The organism is Hymenobacter sp. HD11105 (assembly GCF_054051685.1).
In genome coordinates this window covers 104,751-122,116 of sequence record NZ_JBSWBR010000004.1, presented here as the reverse complement: position 1 = coordinate 122,116, position 17,366 = coordinate 104,751, and the positions used below count along the sequence as shown (strand labels likewise).

Sequence of the window (17,366 nt, the reverse complement as noted above, 5' to 3'; positions counted from 1 at the left end):
ACCTCTTGCTGCGCTTGTGGCGAAATTGGTAGACGCGCTGTCTTCAGGCGGCAGTTCCGCAAGGTGTGGGAGTTCGAGTCTCCCCGAGCGCACAACGAAAAAGCTGGCCCCGATGGGCCAGCTTTTTTTGTTTCAGCGTATAATGCTGGCTAAATAGGGCTAGTAAAACAGCCTTGTTCAGCCCTTTGCTTGTCTTTAGGCCCGGCTCCGCATGAAAAACCTCACCGCCCGATTCATAAAGCTTTTAGGACTGCTGACGGTGGAGGTAGTGCTCGTAAGTGTATTATTTCTGACTGCTTTCATTGCGTTTTTCTACCTGACGCGAATCGTATTCAGTGAGCAATCCGGCAACCTAGACGAAGCAGCTTTTCGCTGGATGGACGCGCGGCGGACAGCCTGGCCTGGCCTTACGCCCGTTGTAAGCGTTGTCACATTTTTTGCCTCAGCCCCTTTTCTGGTAGCTGTAGCGGTGCTTTTGCCCGCTGGATTGGCTCTTCGCAAATTTCGTCGCGAGGCCATTGAAGTATTCTGGGCCATTGTAGGAGCCGCCTTGCTCAACCAACTGCTAAAAACCAACTTCAACCGCCTCCGCCCTGATTCAGCCCTTTTGCAGCAGTATGGCCTAAGCTTTCCCAGCGGCCACGCCATGATCGGCCTGGCTCTCTACGGCTGCATAGCGTGGCTACTGTGGCGCCACGGCCGTCACCCCGCTTGGGGTTTGGTGTGGCTTTTTTGGGCTATCATTATTGGGTTGAGCCGGGTGTACTTGCACGTTCACTACATCACCGACGTGCTGGCTGGTTTTGCCGCTGGCTTGGCCTGGCTTATTCTGTTGCGTGTAGGCCTGCACCTATGGTGGCGCGAGAAGCGAGTGCTCGACCGAGAAGAACAACGCGCTGCCTAACCGCTGGCTTTACATCCTGCGATTCTCTTTTCTGACAAGCAAGCGTTAGAGCTTTACCTTCACGCGTAAGGCAAGCAGGCCCTTTACACCCTGCAACTCCTCCAGTTCCAGCTCTTCTACCTCCGGCTCCAGCAAGCCACGATCCTGCAAATAGTCGAGGTACTCTAGGTACTCATCGGCCTCCCGCTGTTGGGCGTACACAATAGCGATATAGCCAGGTTGCGTAAGCCGCTCACCCGTGCCGAGCACAGTGGCTTTGTCGATGCGCTTTTTGATAATTTCGTAGCGGATATTATACGCTCCGTCTACGTCGAATTGCCGCTCATCCAACCGGAATCGAATATTGAGGGGCTGTCCGTGGATAAGAATAAGCTGGGTAGTTTCGAGCGGCACAGGAAGCTTATCGCGCAACAACGACGTCCGACGTGTAATCTCCGTCATTACCAGCAACTGCCACAGACGCAGATTCTTAAGGAATACTAAGTCGAAGGGCTTATTCTCCACCAAAGAAGCCCCCACGTAGATGTTGTGCTCCACACCATCGGTTTTAAACCGCTGAAAATAGTGCGGAAACATCAATTGGGCTTTTTCTTCTTCGTCGTCTAAGTAGTCGCTCACCGTGTCATTGAGCAGGGTTACACTTTGCTCGAAGTCCTTGCGGCGCTTATACAATATGCCCAGCTCCGGGTCGATATTAGACCAGTAGTTCGCAATGACCGGGCGCAGCTCGGGCGTATTCTGAGATAAATACTCAAACAACGGCTCCACCTCCGTTTTAAGCGACTCAAAAATGCTCACTTCGTCGCCGGTCAGGATGCCTTGACGTAGCCGACGCAAGTGTTTGGTTACATAAAATTTAAGCTCATCAAGAATAGGCAGAGCCTGAAACTCTGACGCCTTTTTGAGCACTTTATTGGCAAGAGTAAGATGCTCAATAAGGTCACCTTGAATGGCGTCGTTGCGAGCGGCGCTGCTGCCCCGAATATCACTGGAGCCGTGGAGCGGATACACCTCGTGGAATACGATAGGCTCGATTTCGGCGCTCTTATTTCCCGCTTCTATTTGCGAGAGTAAGTTCAAAGCCGCATCGGTAAAGCGCCACTCCATTGTAGGGTGGATGGCCGTAAATTTCTCCTTGATAATCGACTGCACCCTCGTTTGTATCTCTTCTGCATTGCGCTTAACCGCAACCGCAAACAGGGGCACAAACTGGTTTACTTTCTCCAGGCAAAACTCATCCAGATCGTTCACATTCGGCGAGCCTAGCTCAAGCAGGCCTACTGTATCGTCGCCGTAAGGAAGTAAGGCCAGAATAGCGCTGCGAATACCAATACCGAGAATTTGCTGCCGCAAATCTTCGGGAATATCAGCCTGCTCCACATCTTCCAACACCAAGGGCTGGCGGTCTTGCCAAAGCTGAGAATAAATCTGGCGGAAGCCGCTGCCAACTTCTTGATTTGCAAGCTGCTTGGTCAGAAAGCTGTGATTGATTTTGCGGCCAAAATCGACGAAGGCCTTCTTCTTCTCGTCGTAGGCGGCAATGCCCAACTGCAGAAACGGCCGGCCAAACAGCACCCGCAGCTTCTCCTGAATTTGCTCCAGCCGGTCAGAAGCCTGTAGCACATCGCGCTCCAGTAGGTCGTACTTCAGCTCCGAGAGAATCTCCTGCTCTGTTACATCTGTTAAGTTCAGAATATTAAATCCTTCCAACTCAAAGCTGCTGGGGGGCAAAAGCTCCCGCCACAAATCCGTTCGGTGCAGGTTATGAGTTAGCTGTTCCAACTGGGCTGAACTGAGCGCCGGCCGCTCGCCCACCACGCGCACATTCAAAAAGGTGGAGTCGAAATCGACGCTATAGTGCCGATACAGGCCGATGTTGTAGTCAGGAACGGTGAACGTAATGGCTCCCGTGAAAGGCAGCTTTACGCCGTACACTTTGTCCAAAATCAGAGCATACGCCATGCGCGCCATGTATACTTCCATGGTACGCGCATCCACATTGAGGGGCTGCTTTACAGTCCGCTGGGCATTCAGCAGCACCTCGGCAAAGCGGGGCGTGTGGTAGAAGCTATAGCGCTGAAAGGGCGGAATCACTCCGCTAATTGCCGTCTGGAAGGAGGCGGGCGGAATCACGGCCAGCATCAGCGTCTCCACCAGATCACAATTGCACTCCAGTGTAGAGTAGTCGCTGATGGGCCCCCGCGCCCAGGCCGACGCAGCAACTTGTTCGCCAATAGAGCGAGCTAATAGCGCCATGCCCGGATTAGGGTCCGTTTCGCGCGTTTGCCAATAGGCAATCAACGGCTCCAGGCTCAGGGTCGTGGTAAAGGGAAAAGTAGAGGCAACGTGGGGAGATAATTCTTGCAGCATAAGGAAGAGTAAAACCCCAAAAACGAGAGATTAATTGCAGTGGGTGTTGCCCGATTCAGCAGGCTTGTCTTCAGGCCGTAAAGACACCTGTAAATATAACCAGCTCAAACCGATTCTAGAGGGTCTAACGACTGAGTAAGACGGTCTTGGGTTCCTCGCCTGCAGGAGTCGTTACGTTCAAGATAGTGCCCGCCCGGCCAAACTCTTTGCCTTGGCTCACGCGCAGCTGCTTCCCTTGGTTTTCGTAGCAGGTGCAGCACCCGTCACCGATAAACTTGCCAGCAAGTATGAATTGGTCAAGTGAGTAGAATACTGGTTCGAGCGTATTGCTGACATCACCTTCTTTTTTGAAACGTCGCACCACATAAAGCTGGTACTTATACGCGTCCAATTTGCGACCCCCGCCCGCCGTAAAGGGCGCGTTATTGTTAAGAACAATGGGCGCGGAAACTAAGGCCCGCGTGCGAATTATCCGCGCTGTGTCGTTTGGGGGAGCAGGAGAATTGGGGGGAAGCATAGGATCGATGTAAGCGTAGCGAACGAGCACGACCGTATCAACGTCCGCCGCCCGAAATCCAGTGGTTCCGAGCGAATCGGCAAGATTGAATTGAAAGTATATAGCGTCTTCGAATGTGTCGTCGCACTCGCACGAGACGCTGCCGCAGCAGGCGCTTACCAGCACAGCTACCAGCAGCCCAAGAAGCCAAGTTGAAAATTTACGCATCATAGTCGGTAAAGATAGGGGGGAGGCGAGGATACAAATGCCCCCCATGCCTGTATAAACTCAACGAATGGAGACCAAAAGTTATGCGGGCTCAAGCTTTTTTATCCGAGGTAGAAGACAACAACCGGCTATATATAGTTGAGGTTAAAATAGGATTAAATATATGTAAATTGTAACATATACAAATTAGGTGAGGTATTATCAAGCGACACACCAACCTAAGCAACACTTATGACTGACACTACGCTCTACTCCATTTATATCATCTGCATGGTTCTGGGGGCCATTTTGTTTCTGTATTGGGGCCTGGCAGACCGGCGGGGCGTACCTCGGGCCGAGTACCTGGTGGCTTTTCTGATTCCGGTGTGGTCGGCTACGGCTTACTTTGCACTATCTACGGGGCAAGGCACCACCGAAGCGGGCGATACTACCCATTTTGCGCGCTACCTCGACTGGGTCGTAACGACGCCCCTGCTTTTATTTGCCCTCGCCTCTACGGGCATGTATTACATAAAAAAAGACCGGGTTATCATTGGCGGCTTGGTTCTAGCCGATGTATTTATGATTCTCACCGGCCTCATTGCTGACTTATCTACCGGATCCGTGCGCTGGGTGTGGTACGGCTTGGGCGTAATGGCTTTTCTCGGCATCATGTGGACGCTCTGGGGACCATTGCGACGCCGCGCGCATAGCCAAGGCCCAGCCCTAGCCGCGGTTTATAACAAGGCGCTCAGCTTTCTGACTATTCTCTGGATTGCATATCCCGTCATCTGGGCGCTCGGGCCCACTGGCATCGGTGCCCTCGATTCTTTCACTGAAAAGCTGTTGTTCGTGGTAGTACCTATTCTTTCAAAAGTAGGGTTCAGCATCGTCGATCTGTCGGGGCTGCGCTCCTTACGTGAACAGCCCGAAGAGTTGGCTTTTGAATAAGCTTTTAGCAATGACTTGCGAATAAAAAAGCCCCCCAGCACTCTGCGGGGGGGCTTTTTTATTACTTAGGGTTGGCAACTGCCGTCTGCCCCATGATTACTTCCACCGGCCCACGGCTGACTAACTCTTTACGCAGCGCAACGGCATCAACTTCGAGCTGGGGCCGAATCTGATTCAGGGCCAGGCGCAGCGCCTCCAGATCGGCTAGGCGCGGCGCGGCACTTTGGGAGTAGCCGTGGTACATAGCCACCCGCACCGAGGACTGACCCGTGCCAGCGTAGGTGCCCAGCAACTCGCCTTGCGCATCATATAGCTGAACTTCAGCCCGTACTCGACTGCAATACCAGCCCAGCGGAACACCTAGAATAGAAGGAGTGAGCAGGGTAGCCATCTGGAATGCCTGCAACGCCCGGCCCGGCCGCGTGACGGTAGCTTCCAGAATCTGCAGCTTCACGTAACCGAACTTAATGGTGTCACCGGGGTCAAGGATATTTTGGTTTAACTCCTGCTCAAACAGCTTGCGCGCATCGTCGTACTCCGTAGCCTCCGAAACCATGAGCAGACTGTTGTCCACATCAACCTGCATGGCTGGCAGACGGCTACTAAGGTTGGCCGACGGAGCTTTAAACAATACTTTGTCCGCCGATTTGCAGCCGGAGAGGTAAAACCCAGACAGCAAACTAAGCAGTAAGCACCGTAGAGCGAGTTTCATAAACGTTGTCTTTCAGAGCGATATAACACGCGGCTATATCAAAAATAGGACAACTTTATAGCGCTTTAAGGGAAATTAAGGCCGGTTATTCGATAAATAATACATTTAGCTAGATAAATACCAGTTTAGCTATGTTTATAGCCGGTACGAGTCAAAACATCAAGTGGCCCCGTCATCTCCCATGGGAAGTTGACGGGGCCACTTATCGAGCAAACCGTTGAGGGCTAATTAGTGTGTCTGCTGGGCTAAGGCACTATCCTGCTCGGCCAAATCGTCGATGGGCTCAGCCACGTAATTGTCTACAAATTCACCTTCCCAGCGGGCTACTACGGCCGTAGCCAGGCAGTTGCCAATTACGTTCACGGCGGTGCGGGCCATGTCCATAAGCGCATCGATGCCCAGAATGATGAATACCGGCCACGACGGTAAGTTGAAGGAGGCAACAGTAGCCAGCAGAATTACGAGGGAGGCGCGGGGTACGCCAGCCACGCCTTTGCTGGTAAGCATGAGCGTAAACACCATCACCAGCTGCTGGCCAAAGCTCAACTCTATGCCCGCGGCCTGTGCTACAAACACTGCGGCTAGGGAAAGATAAAGTGTTGTACCGTCCAGGTTAAACGAATAGCCCGTAGGCATTACAAAAGCCACGATGCGACGCGGTACGCCAATGCTTTCCATAGCTTCCATGGCCCGTGGTAGTGCCGCCTCCGAGCTAGTCGTGGCAAACGCAATACTTACTGGCTCAGCAATGGCTTGCACGAAGCGCTTGATGGGGATGCGAGCAAAGAAGGCAATAGGCAGCAGTACCAGTATGATAAAGGCAATAAGCGCCACATACAGAGTAAGCAGCAGCTGGAATGCGTTGAACAGAGGGGCAAAACCCATTTTGCCCACCGTATAGGCCAACGCGCCACCTACACCCAGCGGAGCAAATAGCATAACCACATTAGTGAATTTGAACATGACCTCCGATAAGCTTTCCATCACTTCCAGCATGGGACGGCGGTGTTTGCCGTGCACCATAGCTAGGCCAATAGCGAAGATGATGGCAAACACCACGACTTGCAGTACCTGCCCCTCCGCTACCGATTTGGCAATATTCTCGGGGAAAATGTGCAGAATGATATCAGACGTAGTTTGCTCCACAGCTTGAAGCTGCTCAGTAGTATCGGCGCCGGCCTGACTGATGCCTACGCCAGCCCGGCTCAGGTTGATAGCCACTAAGCCAATGATGAGAGCAAACGTGGTGACAACCTCAAAGTAAACCAAGGCTTTAATGCCCATTTTGCCAACCTGCTTCAAGTCGGCGTGGCCGGCGATGCCCACGACCAGCGTAGCAAAAACCAGCGGGGCAATAATGGTTTTAACCAGACGCAAGAACACGTCGCTAAGTACTTTCAGGCTCTGGGCGAAAGCCGGAAAGTCGTTGCCAATTTCGCCCCCGATAAACATACTCGCCACAATCCAGAAGGTGAGGGAGCGACGCTGGACGGCATACGCCGTCAGGGCAGCCAGGGCAATCCACCGGGCCACCTGGGCCACCAGCGGGTCTACACCCAAGACATTGTTGACAGCGGCCGCAGTGAGGGCAGCAGCTATAAAGAACAAAACCAAAACCAGCGGAACGAGGCGCGAAAACTTCATGCAGAGTGGGGTGGGGTAATACAAGGGAATGTCAGCAAAGATAAGTTTTCAGTCAACAGTTACAGATTATGCGCGGCAGCTAACTTATTATTCCTTCTGGGGGGCATTTTATCACGCTTTGTTTAGCCAATTTTAGCCCATCGGAAAAGTAGCTTTGTGCTCGGCTCTCGCAAGGCTGGCTGTTGTTTCCTGCTTCCTCAACCATTCCTCACCTTACTACATGCTCTGGACTCTTGAATCGCGTGAGCTGCCGCTGCGCTACACCTGGAAAATCTCGCGCAACGCCTCCGATACCAAAACCAACCTTTTTGTGCGGGTACAGCAGGCGGCAGGCGGGGCGGTAGGGTGGGGCGAGGCAGCGCCTAACGTGCGCTATAATGAGTCGCCCGAGAGCTTGCAGCGGGAGTTTGAGCAACTAGTTGCTAGCGGCTTAGATAAAGTGACCTCGCTGGCTGAGCTAACCGAATTCACGACCTACCACTCCGTAGCGCACGCCTTGAGCTTTGCCCTAGAGTCGGCGTACGTGCATTGGCAGGCAGCTAGCACAGGCCAGTCGGTGGCGGCGGTGCTGGGCTTGCCGGAGCCATCGGCCTCCGTACCCACTGCCCTGACCTTGCCCATAATGGCCCCCAGCGAGGTAGCCGCTTTTATACAGGCTCAGGATATGGGGCGCTTTTCTGTCCTCAAAATTAAAGTAGACCAGGCCAGTGGTTACGAGCTGCTGCGCGAAGTAACGCGCATCTTACCAGGTCGGCCGCTGATTATCGATGGCAACGAAGCCTGGACGGATGCCGATGCGCTGTTGCAGTTTCTGGAAAAAATTGCCCCCCTGCCCGGCCTAGCGGTGCGCTTGCTGGAGCAGCCCTTACCCGCCGCTTGCACCGACCACTACCGCTACCTGCGCCCCCGCTCACCTTACCCCGTTTTCGCCGACGAATCGGTTACCAATGAGGCTGACTTCGGTGAAATTGCTGAGCAGTTTCACGGCGTAAATATGAAGCTGATGAAGGCAGGTGGCTACCGCAACGGCCTGCACCTACTCTCCCAAACCCGCGCCCATGGCCTCGATACGATGCTCGGCTGCATGGTCGAGACTTCGTTGGGCATTTGGGGGGCTTTGCAAGTGAGCAGTCAGGCGCAAGTGTGCGACTTGGATGGTTTTCTGGTAGTGCGCGACGAGCCCTTTGGGTTCGTACGCGAGGAGAACGGCCAGTTGAGCGCTCAACTGGCCGTCCCTAACTTAGAAAAGTAATGAGCTTAGTTTCCTTATTTCTTCATCGTTAGTACAGGGTCCTTGGCATTCTTATCAATGGAGGTGTTATGTCCGTCGATGACAAGCCATTTGCCTTTTCGCTTTTCAACAATCAGCGTCATTACGCCGGTAGACACATCGCTCATATCACGGCCATCGGGCATTACCCAACCTTCCAATTCCCAATTGTGACGCACAATGGCCAAGTCTGTCCTTAACATTCTGACTTCTGTATGAAGTACCTTATGCTGCGTTTTATTGAACATGGCCTTCATAAAGATATCTAAGGCGTATTTGTGCTCAGCTTCATCACGCCACCACATGCCCACTACATTTACCCACTGCGCATCAGGAGCAAAGTAGCTGAAATACAGATCTAAGTCGTGCTTGTTCCACGCCTCGGCAAGGCCCTTATTTACTTGCAGAACAGCCTTTTCATCGGCTGAATACTTCGTGGTTTGTGCGTGAGCAGCATTGGTCAGGCACAAAAGAAGGAGGAGGCTGGGTAGCTTTTTCATGTCGATTTATCGTTTTAAAGTGATGAATCGAAGGTAGAGGCTCAGCCAGGGGAGAAATAGTAAAAAAACGACGTTTAAAATGGGCTGCCTGGAAAAAGCCGTAGGGGAGAAGTGGCTTCCTCTTTTAACAGAACAGAAGGCGTCACCGCTGCAAACAGCTTAAAGTCTTTGATCAAGTGCATCTGATCATAATAGCCACACCGGTGCACGATGTCCTGCCAATCGAGCTGGGGCTGCCGATTCTTCAAGCGGTATGCTTGTGCAAAGCGAACCACGCGCATAAATAGCTTGGGACTCATACCAATACGCTCCAGAAACTTTCGCTCAAACTGTCGAGAACTCAGGCAGGCTTGATCGGCAAGCCAATCCAAGGAAAAGGACCGCGAGTGGCTCTGAAGCATAAGCTGAGCTACTTTATCCACGGCATGAGCATCCGTTTTAAGTGCAGCTACTTTGCTTAGTAGATATGTTTCAACTAAGGCAATCATCTGCGCATAGTCGCTTATCTCTCGCAGCTGCTCATTGAGCTGGTTGATTTCTCGGCCTGCAAGATCGTAGCTATCTACCGTTTCGTCAAGCAGTTGCCACATAGGAGGGGTTCGAAATAACCGAAAAAGCCCCCCAGGTTGAAAGCCTACTTTGATAGTCAGTTGGTTGTAGCCCATGCGCAGATTTACTCGCGCTACCTGCGGGCCAACGATTACGCTAAGTGGGCTAGTAACCTCTTGACCTTTACTGTAATTAAATACTTCAATCGCGTCGCGGGCGTAGAAAAACAAGCATTGCTCCGGATTGGTTGGATAAGGATTTACTCCCCTAGGAGCCGATGGGTCCAACTGCACATGCATAAGCATGTAGTTGCTAACGAAGGGCTGAAGCGCAGGACACGGCCGGCAAAATTGGCAGAATAGACTTTCCATGGCTTCTGTTGGTGTACTGCAACCCTTAATCGGCTACCACCCGGCCCGGATGCAATAAGAGCTGAGGAATGTAGTTGAAGATCGTATTATCAACATGCGTGAAAAGATTAACTGCCTCGTGCGCCAGGTGCCCTACCGTGCGCTTTTGGCCACAATAAGGACGAAATGCTCCCGGCGGCAGCTGGTAGTTGCAATTCAGGCAGGCAGCAGTAGCAGACATAGTGCGTGGCAGAGAGGGGAACATAAGTAACTCACTTTTTGCGCAGTCCACAATACCAGCCGGCTGCCAATGACATTCTCTACAAAGCTTTATCCTGTTTGAAAAGCTTGTACAAAGCCCTTGTAGAGATATAGTTATCTTCGCTATCTGCCTGGGAGCCGAAAGTATAATACCTGGCCGATATAGCTTGCCCCAAGCGTGGTGCTAGCGATTGAACGCTATAAAAAATGCCCTTGTGGCTTATTGAAAAAGGTGGCTATGCAGCCCGCTACCTATATTCTGTTTCCTTATAGCCTAGACGCATTTTAAGTCGGCTAATTCCTCCCGGCAACATAGTTCTGAAAATATTTTTGCGAACTATGTTGCAACATTAAATGTAGGTACATATATTTGTAGCATCATTCGGCATTAGCTGCCGCAAGTCATGAAAATCGAAGACGAAATCAAACAGCCCACCTTTAAAGACGACTACCAGAAAGCCCATATCAATCTGATATACACAGCGGGCTGGATACAGTTGCGTCAGGCGGCCGCTTTTCGCGAGTTTGATGTAACCCTGCCCCAATACAACATCTTACGCATTCTACGTGGTCAGCACCCCAAACCTGCTACCGTGAATCTGCTCATCGAGCGCATGCTCGACAAGACTAGCAATGCTTCGCGCATTGTGGACAAGCTAGTAGTTAAGAAATATGTTACCCGCACTGTTTGCCCCAGCAATCGTCGGGCGGTAGACATCCGCATCACTGAAGCCGGATTGGAACTGCTACGCAGTATGGAAGGGGCAGTATTAGATCAGAATTCTGGCTTACATAATCTTTCGCCTACCGAGGCCGCTCAACTAAGCGACCTTCTCGATAAAATCCGTGACTGACGGCTTTCAGTTAACCTCTTCATTATTTCTATTTCCCCCGATCATGAAAAAAATCGCTCTGTCAGCTCTTTTCGTTGCCGCCCTATTCACTGCTCCGGCAATGGCTCAGCAACCCGCTGTCAAGAAAACCACACCCGGTACTGCGCAAGCCGGTGGCACTGCTTACCAGGTTCAGCCTCAACTCAGCACGCTAGGCTGGGTAGGTAAGAAAGTAACCGGTGAGCACAACGGCACTATCCAGTTCAAGGAAGGCAATGTGTTGGTGCGAGGCAACCAGCTAGTAGGTGGCACTTTCGTAGTGGATATGAATTCGCTGAAAGTAGAAGACATTAAGGATGCCGATACTAACGGCAAACTAGTAGGTCACTTAAAGGCTGATGACTTCTTCGGCACCGAGAAAAACCCTACCGCTACGTTCAAAATCACGAACATCACACCTATCAAAGGTGCGGCTGCTAATGCCAACAACGCCACTATTACCGGCGACCTTACCATCAAAGGCATCACCAAGCCTATCACCTTCCCCGCCAAAGTAGGCGTGAAGAATGGTATGGCCGCTGCTTCGGGCGTTGCCACCATCGACCGTACTAAGTACGACATCAAGTATGGCTCAAAGTCGTTCTTCGAAGGTATCGGTGACAAAGCTATCTACGATGAGTTCACGCTGAGCTTCAATGTGATTGCTAAAAAAGGAAGTGGCGTAGCTGCTAACTAAGTAGTCGCAATTCTTCATAAAAAGCCCCCCAGACCAAGTCTGGGGGGCTTTTTTAATCTGGAATAATCAACTCGTGAGGCAACTCGAAGCGCAGATTGTGGCTTTTGTTGCGATTGTGAAGTTGAGTCAGGAAGTTGTCCAACTCGGCTTTGTATTCCAGCCACAGGTCTTCGTGCAGGTTAGTGAGTACCAGCTGCACGGCGCGGGCCGTCATACGGGCCGTGCTGACGTAAAAACCGTTATAGGGACTGTCGAACTGACCTGTGTAATTGTCGAAGATCAAGCGCAGGGTGTACAGAATCAGGTCGATTTCTAGGCGCTTGTCTTTAGTGATACGCCGGGCGCGGGCGGTTTCTTTGGTGGCTTTGCCTAAGGCCTTGTTCAGGCTACGATTGAGCAAGCGGCCCGTTACAGCCACGTTGAATAGCTCATGAATGCGGTCGGAAGTCTGCTCGTACACCTGCTCCAGGGTCACGTCGGGCAGCAGTTCGTAGGCGAAGGTTTCGTAGAGTTCGGCGTCGCGGCGTACGGCCCGTAGAAGCATGGCCTCTTTGTCCTTATCGGGCAGTTGCTTTAGCGCTTTTTTAAAGTCGGAGGAGGGAACGGGCATGTACGCGTTGCTTGGTGAAGTTGGGCAGTAATAAAAGGTGAAGTGGGGAATAGAAATTGGCTAAATGAGCGAAGTTGTTCATCACTTCCACCTTCATCACTGCACAATTTCACCCTTCACCATTTCATCATCTCATTTCGCGAAACGAATCTGGCCGCCCGACGGTTATACTAGACCGGCGCGAGCCCAAATCTGCGCCTTTTTACTTGATAATCCGTACTTTTGCGCCATGGACACCAAGCCGCAGATTGACTATAACGAGGACGTTTTACTGCTCGAAGAAACCATTGATGTACGCGACCTGATCGTGTACAATGATGACGTGAACACCTTCGACCACGTGATCAAAACCCTCATCGACGTGTGCGGGCACGAGCCCGAACAAGCCGAGCAATGCACCCTGTTAATTCATTATAAAGGCCAGTGCACTGTAAAGCACGGCGCCTACGATGAGCTAACCGGTATGTGCACCGCCATCCACGACCGCGGTATTTCGGCCGACATTCTTTAAATGGCTAAATGGCAGAAGGTTAAATGGCTGGTTGTTCAATTTAAAAATAAGAACGGCCAGCCATTCAACAGTTCAGCCATTTAACAACATAGCTACATGGAATTCCCCTCCAAACTGATAGAAAACGCCGTGGTGGAGCTTTCTAAGCTGCCCGGTATTGGCCGCAAAACGGCGTTGCGCCTAGCGCTGCACCTGTTAAAAGCGGAGAGCGACAACACGGCTACATTGGCCGAGGCGTTGGCTAAAATGCGCTTTGAAATTACCTATTGCCATACTTGCCACAACATTGCCGATACGGAGGAGTGCAGCATTTGCGCCAACAAGCTCCGCGACCACGCCATGGTGTGCGTGGTATCCGACATTCGCGACGTAATTGCCATTGAAAACACCAGCCAGTACCAAGGGGTGTACCACGTGCTGGGGGGCGTTATTTCTCCCATCGAAGGTATTGGGCCATCTGATTTGCAGATCGACTCGCTTCTGAAGCGCATTCCAGAGTCAGAAATCAAAGAAATCATTCTGGCCATCAGTCCCACGATGGAAGGCGACACGACGGCCTTCTACCTTACCCGGAAGCTGCGTGAGTTCCCCGACGTGCACATCAGCACTATAGCCCGCGGAATTCCCGTGGGGGGCGAATTGGAGTACGCCGACGAAATTACCCTAGGCCGTAGCATTGTGGAGCGTCAGCGGCAGGTGCGCTAGCCGGCTGGGGGCATTTTTAGCTGAACATTACCTGAACTGTACAAAAAGGCTTGTCGCACGCGGCAAGCCTTTTTTGTGCCTGTTATTCTGCTTAATTGCCTCAGGCAACGTCCAGCATACAAAAATCTGAATCAAGGGATGCAGTTTAGTCCGTAACTTTCCCCGACCCGTCCCATTCCGCTGCTCCCCGTCGTGAAGCTCTCCGTTATCATTGTCAACTACAACGTCAGCTATTTCCTGAGCCAGACGTTGTTGTCGGTGCGGCGGGCTTTGGAGAAACTGGAGGGTGGGGCAGAGGTATTTGTGGTCGATAACAACTCCGTAGATGGCTCCGTGGCTATGGTGCGGGCGCGGTTTCCGGAGGTTATTCTGCTGGAAAACAAGCACAACCCCGGCTTCGCTAAGGCCAACAACCAAGCCATCCGGCAAGCCCAGGGCGAGTACGTTTTGCTGCTCAACCCCGATACGGTGGTGGAGGAAGATACTTTTCGAGCTTGCTGTGCCTTTCTGGATGAGCACCCAGAAGGCGGTGGCTTGGGCGTGAAAATGCTGGATGGACAGGGAAAGTTCTTGCCCGAAAGCAAGCGCGGCCTGCCCACACCCCGGGTGGCTTTTTACAAAGTATTTGGGCTAGCAGCGCTGTTTCCTGGCTCACGCACCTTCGGCGGTTACCACCTGGGCTACCTCGACAAAGATGAGATTCACGAAGTAGACGTGCTGAGCGGGGCATTTATGCTGCTGCGCAAACGTGCCTTGGATGTAGTTGGCCTGCTCGATGAAGACTATTTCATGTACGGCGAGGATATAGACCTCTCGTACCGGCTTACCCGCGGCGGCTGGAAAAACTATTATTACCCCGGCACGCGCATCATTCACTACAAAGGTGAGAGCACCAAGCGTACCAGCGTCAACTATGTGTTCGTGTTTTATCGAGCCATGATTGTATTTGCCCGTAAGCACTTCGCGCCCAACCAGGCCGGGCTTTTCTCCCTGCTTATTCACCTAGCTATCTGGCTGCGGGCTGGCATGGCAGTTAGCCGGCGCATGCTGACGAGCGTAGCGCCCGTTTTGCTGGATGCGGGCTTGCTATATGGGGGCATGTATCTGCTCAAAAACTACTGGGAAGACTATCATAAAACAGGCCCCGCCGAGTATCCGTCGCCGCTGATGGAGGTAGTGGTTCCGGCCTACGTGGTGGTCTGGCTAAGCTGCGCCTACCTAAGCGGCAGCTACGATAAGCCTTTCAGTACTTGGCGCATCGTGCGCGGCATTGTCATCGGAACCGTCTTGATTTCGGCAGGTTCTAATTTTCTGGAGGCGTACCGGTATTCCAATGCGCTTATTTTGCTGGGGGGCATTTGGTGCGTAATTGCTTTAGTGGGGCGGCGACTACTTAGCCATATGGTACGCTACCGCAACCTACGCCTGCTGGAGCGGGGCCAGAAAAATATTGCCATCGTCGGGTCGGCGGCGGAAAGCCAACGGGTGCGCCATTTGCTAGAAAGTGCTGGTGTGCAGGCCCGCATTGTGGGGCACGTGGCGCCCGTACCCGATGAAGCTGCGCCACCCAGCCGCTACCTGCTTGGCCAGCTCCACCAACTCGACGAAATCATCCGTATTCATGCCCTGGATGAGCTGATATTCTGCGGTAAGGATTTGTCCGCGACGAGAATCATTTCGCTCATGATTCGGCTCCCTCAATACCCGCCGGTCGCCTATAAGATATTGCCGGAAGACAGCGAATACATCATCGGCAGTTCCTCGAAAGACTCGCCCGGTGAGTATTACGCCCTTGATATCGCCCTAAATCTATTTCAGCCCCAACGAGCCCGCGCTAAGCGCCTGCTCGATGTGCTGACGAGCTTAGGCTTATTGCTGACAGCGCCCGTGCTAGTATGGTTTGCGCTCGAAAAAGCGGGTTTTTTACGCAATTGCGTGCGCGTGCTAGTGGGCAGTCGCACCTGGGTTGGTCTGCGCCACGCCGATGCTTCGCGGCGCACCACGCCCGCCGTTCTTTCGCCCGCCGACTCTACCGACGCTGCCGCCGCGCCGCTACCCGAAGCCACCCGTCGCCGCTTAGAGTTGCTCTACGCCAAGGACTACACGCCCTCCACCGACCTGAATATTTTGGTGCGACGCTTCCGGTGGCTAGGACAGGAGTGATAAAAGAGAGTCTTAAAGGGCTAACTGGTAATATAATAGGCGGTTATAATAAAGCCCTTCATGCAGAGCGGAGCGAAGCATCTCGCTCGTGGTCGTTGAGTTAGTAATCCAGCATCAGCACGCGAGATGCTTCGCTCCGCTCTGCATGACGTACTCTTAGATTGATTAGAAATGCCAATCGCGAGCGAAAAGCTTCATGTCGCTCAAAATGCATTTTCGGCTCTTGATAACACTTAACTCAGCGTGAGCGATGATACCAATGTTCAGCTATTCTGGGCGTAGACAATTGGTAGTAAGCCTCGATTCCGTACTTTACCAATACTTTTGTGTTACTCCAAAGCTTCTGAATCTATGTCTGCTTCCGCTACCCTCGCTACTTCGTTTTTATCCGATCGTATCAGTGCTTTGCAAGAGTCGCAGACGATTGCCATGGCCAAAAAATCGCGCGAGCTAGCTGCTCAGGGTCATAGCGTGATTAATCTCAGCTTTGGGGAGCCCGATTTTCAAACTCCACAGTACATCAAGGACGCCGCCAAACAAGCCCTTGATGAAGGCTACACCAAGTACACGCCCGTGCCGGGCTACGTAGAGCTGCGTCAAGCCATTGCCGACAAGCTGCGCACCGAAAACCGCCTCGATTATCAGTGCGAGAACATTGTAGTAAGTACTGGCGCAAAGCAAGCTCTGGCTAATGCCATAATGAGCCTAGTTAATCCGGGCGAGGAGGTGATTATTCTGGCGCCCTACTGGGTGAGCTACGAAGAAATGGTACGCTTGGCCGAGGGCGTGACGGTGCGGGTAATGGGGTCGCTGGAAAACGACTACAAAGCCACGGCCGCCCAGATTGAAGAGGCCATTACGCCGCGCACCAAGCTTATTATGTACTCCTCGCCTTGCAATCCCACGGGCTCCATTTTTTCGCGCGAGGAGCTGGCCGACATCGCCGCCGTGCTGGCCCGTCACCCGCACATATACGCTATGGCCGACGAGATTTATGAGTACATCAACTTTGTGGGGGAGCATGTAAGCCTGGCCGAGTTTGATGAAATCAAAGACCAGGTGATTACCGTCAATGGCTTCTCCAAGGGCTACGCCATGACGGGCTGGCGCGTGGGCTACCTCGCGGCCCGCAAAGAAATTGCCTCGGCCTGCGAGAAAATGCAAAGTCAGATTACGTCGGGTACCTGCTCTATTGCTCAGCGCGCCGCTCTGGCCGCGCTAGAAGGTGGCCGCAGCTCCGCCGACGAGATGGTAGCCGCTTACCGCCGCCGCCGCGACTTAGTGCTGGAGCTAGCCCAAGACATTCCGGGCTTTCAAACTCCAACGCCCAGCGGTGCTTTCTACATTTTTCCGGATGTAAGCGCCTATTTTGGTAAAAATGCCCCCCAGGGTGAAACCATCGAAAATGCCACCGATCTGGCGATGTTTCTGCTCAATGATGCTTATGTAGCCGCCGTTACGGGCGAGGCGTTTGGCGCACCCAACTGCATTCGCTTTAGTACCGCCGCCTCCGATGAGAAGCTGCGCGAAGCCTTTATCCGCATCAAAGCCAGCTTAGAAAAGCTGCAGTAAGGTTAGGTTTTAGTATAGATTA

Annotated in this window: 17 protein-coding genes and 1 tRNA gene; 10 read left to right on the top strand and 8 right to left on the bottom strand. The window is 52.6% G+C overall.

The window, feature by feature from the left end; genetic code table 11:
- Positions 1–10 precede the first annotated feature (10 nt).
- Positions 11–92 (top strand) — tRNA-Leu (locus ACW9KT_RS13680).
- Positions 93–211: 119 nt separating this feature from the next.
- A complete protein-coding gene (locus ACW9KT_RS13675) occupies positions 212–904 on the top strand; it encodes a phosphatase PAP2 family protein (RefSeq protein ID WP_457081296.1) in 693 nt (230 codons plus the stop codon).
- Between the two features lie 45 nt (positions 905–949).
- Here the strand turns inward: ACW9KT_RS13675 and ACW9KT_RS13670 are convergent, their stop codons facing one another.
- Both ACW9KT_RS13670 and ACW9KT_RS13665 read right to left on the bottom strand, forming a co-directional pair.
- Positions 950–3,274 (bottom strand): GAF domain-containing protein, encoded by a 2,325-nt coding sequence (locus tag ACW9KT_RS13670; protein ID WP_457081295.1) that lies wholly within the window; start codon positions 3,272–3,274, stop codon positions 950–952.
- A gap of 124 nt (positions 3,275–3,398) precedes the next feature.
- Positions 3,399–4,001 carry a hypothetical protein gene (locus ACW9KT_RS13665; RefSeq protein ID WP_457081293.1) on the bottom strand — a complete coding sequence of 201 codons (603 nt, stop codon included), beginning with the start codon at positions 3,999–4,001 and terminating at the stop codon, positions 3,399–3,401.
- 228 nt (positions 4,002–4,229) lie between these two features.
- On the opposite strand from ACW9KT_RS13665, the gene ACW9KT_RS13660 reads away from it, so the two are divergent.
- Positions 4,230–4,928, top strand: coding sequence for a bacteriorhodopsin (locus ACW9KT_RS13660; protein WP_457081291.1), 699 nt, complete (start codon positions 4,230–4,232; stop codon positions 4,926–4,928).
- 61 nt (positions 4,929–4,989) lie between these two features.
- On the opposite strand, the gene ACW9KT_RS13655 is transcribed toward ACW9KT_RS13660, so the two are convergent.
- Both ACW9KT_RS13655 and ACW9KT_RS13650 read right to left on the bottom strand, forming a co-directional pair.
- Positions 4,990–5,640: a hypothetical protein gene (locus ACW9KT_RS13655; RefSeq protein ID WP_457081289.1), complete on the bottom strand. Its 651-nt coding sequence runs from the start codon at positions 5,638–5,640 to the stop codon at positions 4,990–4,992.
- A gap of 228 nt (positions 5,641–5,868) precedes the next feature.
- Positions 5,869–7,284, bottom strand: coding sequence for a dicarboxylate/amino acid:cation symporter (locus ACW9KT_RS13650; RefSeq protein WP_457081287.1), 1,416 nt, complete (start codon positions 7,282–7,284; stop codon positions 5,869–5,871).
- A gap of 220 nt (positions 7,285–7,504) precedes the next feature.
- Between ACW9KT_RS13650 and ACW9KT_RS13645 the strand changes: the two genes are divergently transcribed.
- A complete protein-coding gene (locus tag ACW9KT_RS13645) occupies positions 7,505–8,536 on the top strand; it encodes an enolase C-terminal domain-like protein (protein WP_457081285.1) in 1,032 nt (343 codons plus the stop codon).
- Between the two features lie 14 nt (positions 8,537–8,550).
- Here ACW9KT_RS13645 and ACW9KT_RS13640 read toward each other — a convergent pair whose 3' ends face one another.
- The 3 genes from ACW9KT_RS13640 to ACW9KT_RS13630 form a co-directional block, all read right to left on the bottom strand.
- The gene (locus ACW9KT_RS13640) at positions 8,551–9,054 is read right to left on the bottom strand and encodes a YybH family protein (RefSeq protein ID WP_457081283.1); all 504 of its coding nucleotides are present in this window, start codon (positions 9,052–9,054) and stop codon (positions 8,551–8,553) included.
- A gap of 74 nt (positions 9,055–9,128) precedes the next feature.
- The gene (locus ACW9KT_RS13635) at positions 9,129–9,902 is read right to left on the bottom strand and encodes a helix-turn-helix domain-containing protein (RefSeq protein WP_457081281.1); all 774 of its coding nucleotides are present in this window, start codon (positions 9,900–9,902) and stop codon (positions 9,129–9,131) included.
- 97 nt (positions 9,903–9,999) lie between these two features.
- On the bottom strand, positions 10,000–10,194 hold the full coding sequence (locus ACW9KT_RS13630) for a hypothetical protein (RefSeq protein ID WP_457081279.1): 195 nt from the start codon (positions 10,192–10,194) through the stop codon (positions 10,000–10,002).
- A gap of 424 nt (positions 10,195–10,618) precedes the next feature.
- On the opposite strand from ACW9KT_RS13630, the gene ACW9KT_RS13625 reads away from it, so the two are divergent.
- Both ACW9KT_RS13625 and ACW9KT_RS13620 read left to right on the top strand, forming a co-directional pair.
- A complete protein-coding gene (locus ACW9KT_RS13625; protein ID WP_457081278.1) occupies positions 10,619–11,068 on the top strand; it encodes a MarR family winged helix-turn-helix transcriptional regulator in 450 nt (149 codons plus the stop codon).
- A gap of 43 nt (positions 11,069–11,111) precedes the next feature.
- Positions 11,112–11,783: a YceI family protein gene (locus ACW9KT_RS13620; RefSeq protein ID WP_457081276.1), complete on the top strand. Its 672-nt coding sequence runs from the start codon at positions 11,112–11,114 to the stop codon at positions 11,781–11,783.
- 52 nt (positions 11,784–11,835) lie between these two features.
- On the opposite strand, the gene ACW9KT_RS13615 is transcribed toward ACW9KT_RS13620, so the two are convergent.
- Positions 11,836–12,393, bottom strand: a complete 558-nt coding sequence (locus ACW9KT_RS13615) for a hypothetical protein (protein WP_457081274.1) — start codon at positions 12,391–12,393, stop codon at positions 11,836–11,838.
- Between the two features lie 229 nt (positions 12,394–12,622).
- Here ACW9KT_RS13615 and ACW9KT_RS13610 point away from each other — a divergent pair, with 229 nt between their 5' ends.
- The 4 genes from ACW9KT_RS13610 (at position 12,623) to ACW9KT_RS13595 (ending at position 17,344) form a co-directional block, all read left to right on the top strand.
- Positions 12,623–12,904, top strand: a complete 282-nt coding sequence (locus ACW9KT_RS13610) for an ATP-dependent Clp protease adaptor ClpS (protein WP_457081272.1) — start codon at positions 12,623–12,625, stop codon at positions 12,902–12,904.
- A 96-nt stretch (positions 12,905–13,000) separates the two neighbouring features.
- Positions 13,001–13,609, top strand: coding sequence for a recombination mediator RecR (gene recR / locus ACW9KT_RS13605; RefSeq protein WP_457081270.1), 609 nt, complete (start codon positions 13,001–13,003; stop codon positions 13,607–13,609).
- 192 nt (positions 13,610–13,801) lie between these two features.
- Positions 13,802–15,772 carry a glycosyltransferase family 2 protein gene (locus ACW9KT_RS13600; RefSeq protein ID WP_457081268.1) on the top strand — a complete coding sequence of 657 codons (1,971 nt, stop codon included), beginning with the start codon at positions 13,802–13,804 and terminating at the stop codon, positions 15,770–15,772.
- 351 nt (positions 15,773–16,123) lie between these two features.
- Positions 16,124–17,344 carry a pyridoxal phosphate-dependent aminotransferase gene (locus tag ACW9KT_RS13595; RefSeq protein WP_457081266.1) on the top strand — a complete coding sequence of 407 codons (1,221 nt, stop codon included), beginning with the start codon at positions 16,124–16,126 and terminating at the stop codon, positions 17,342–17,344.
- Positions 17,345–17,366 lie beyond the last annotated feature (22 nt).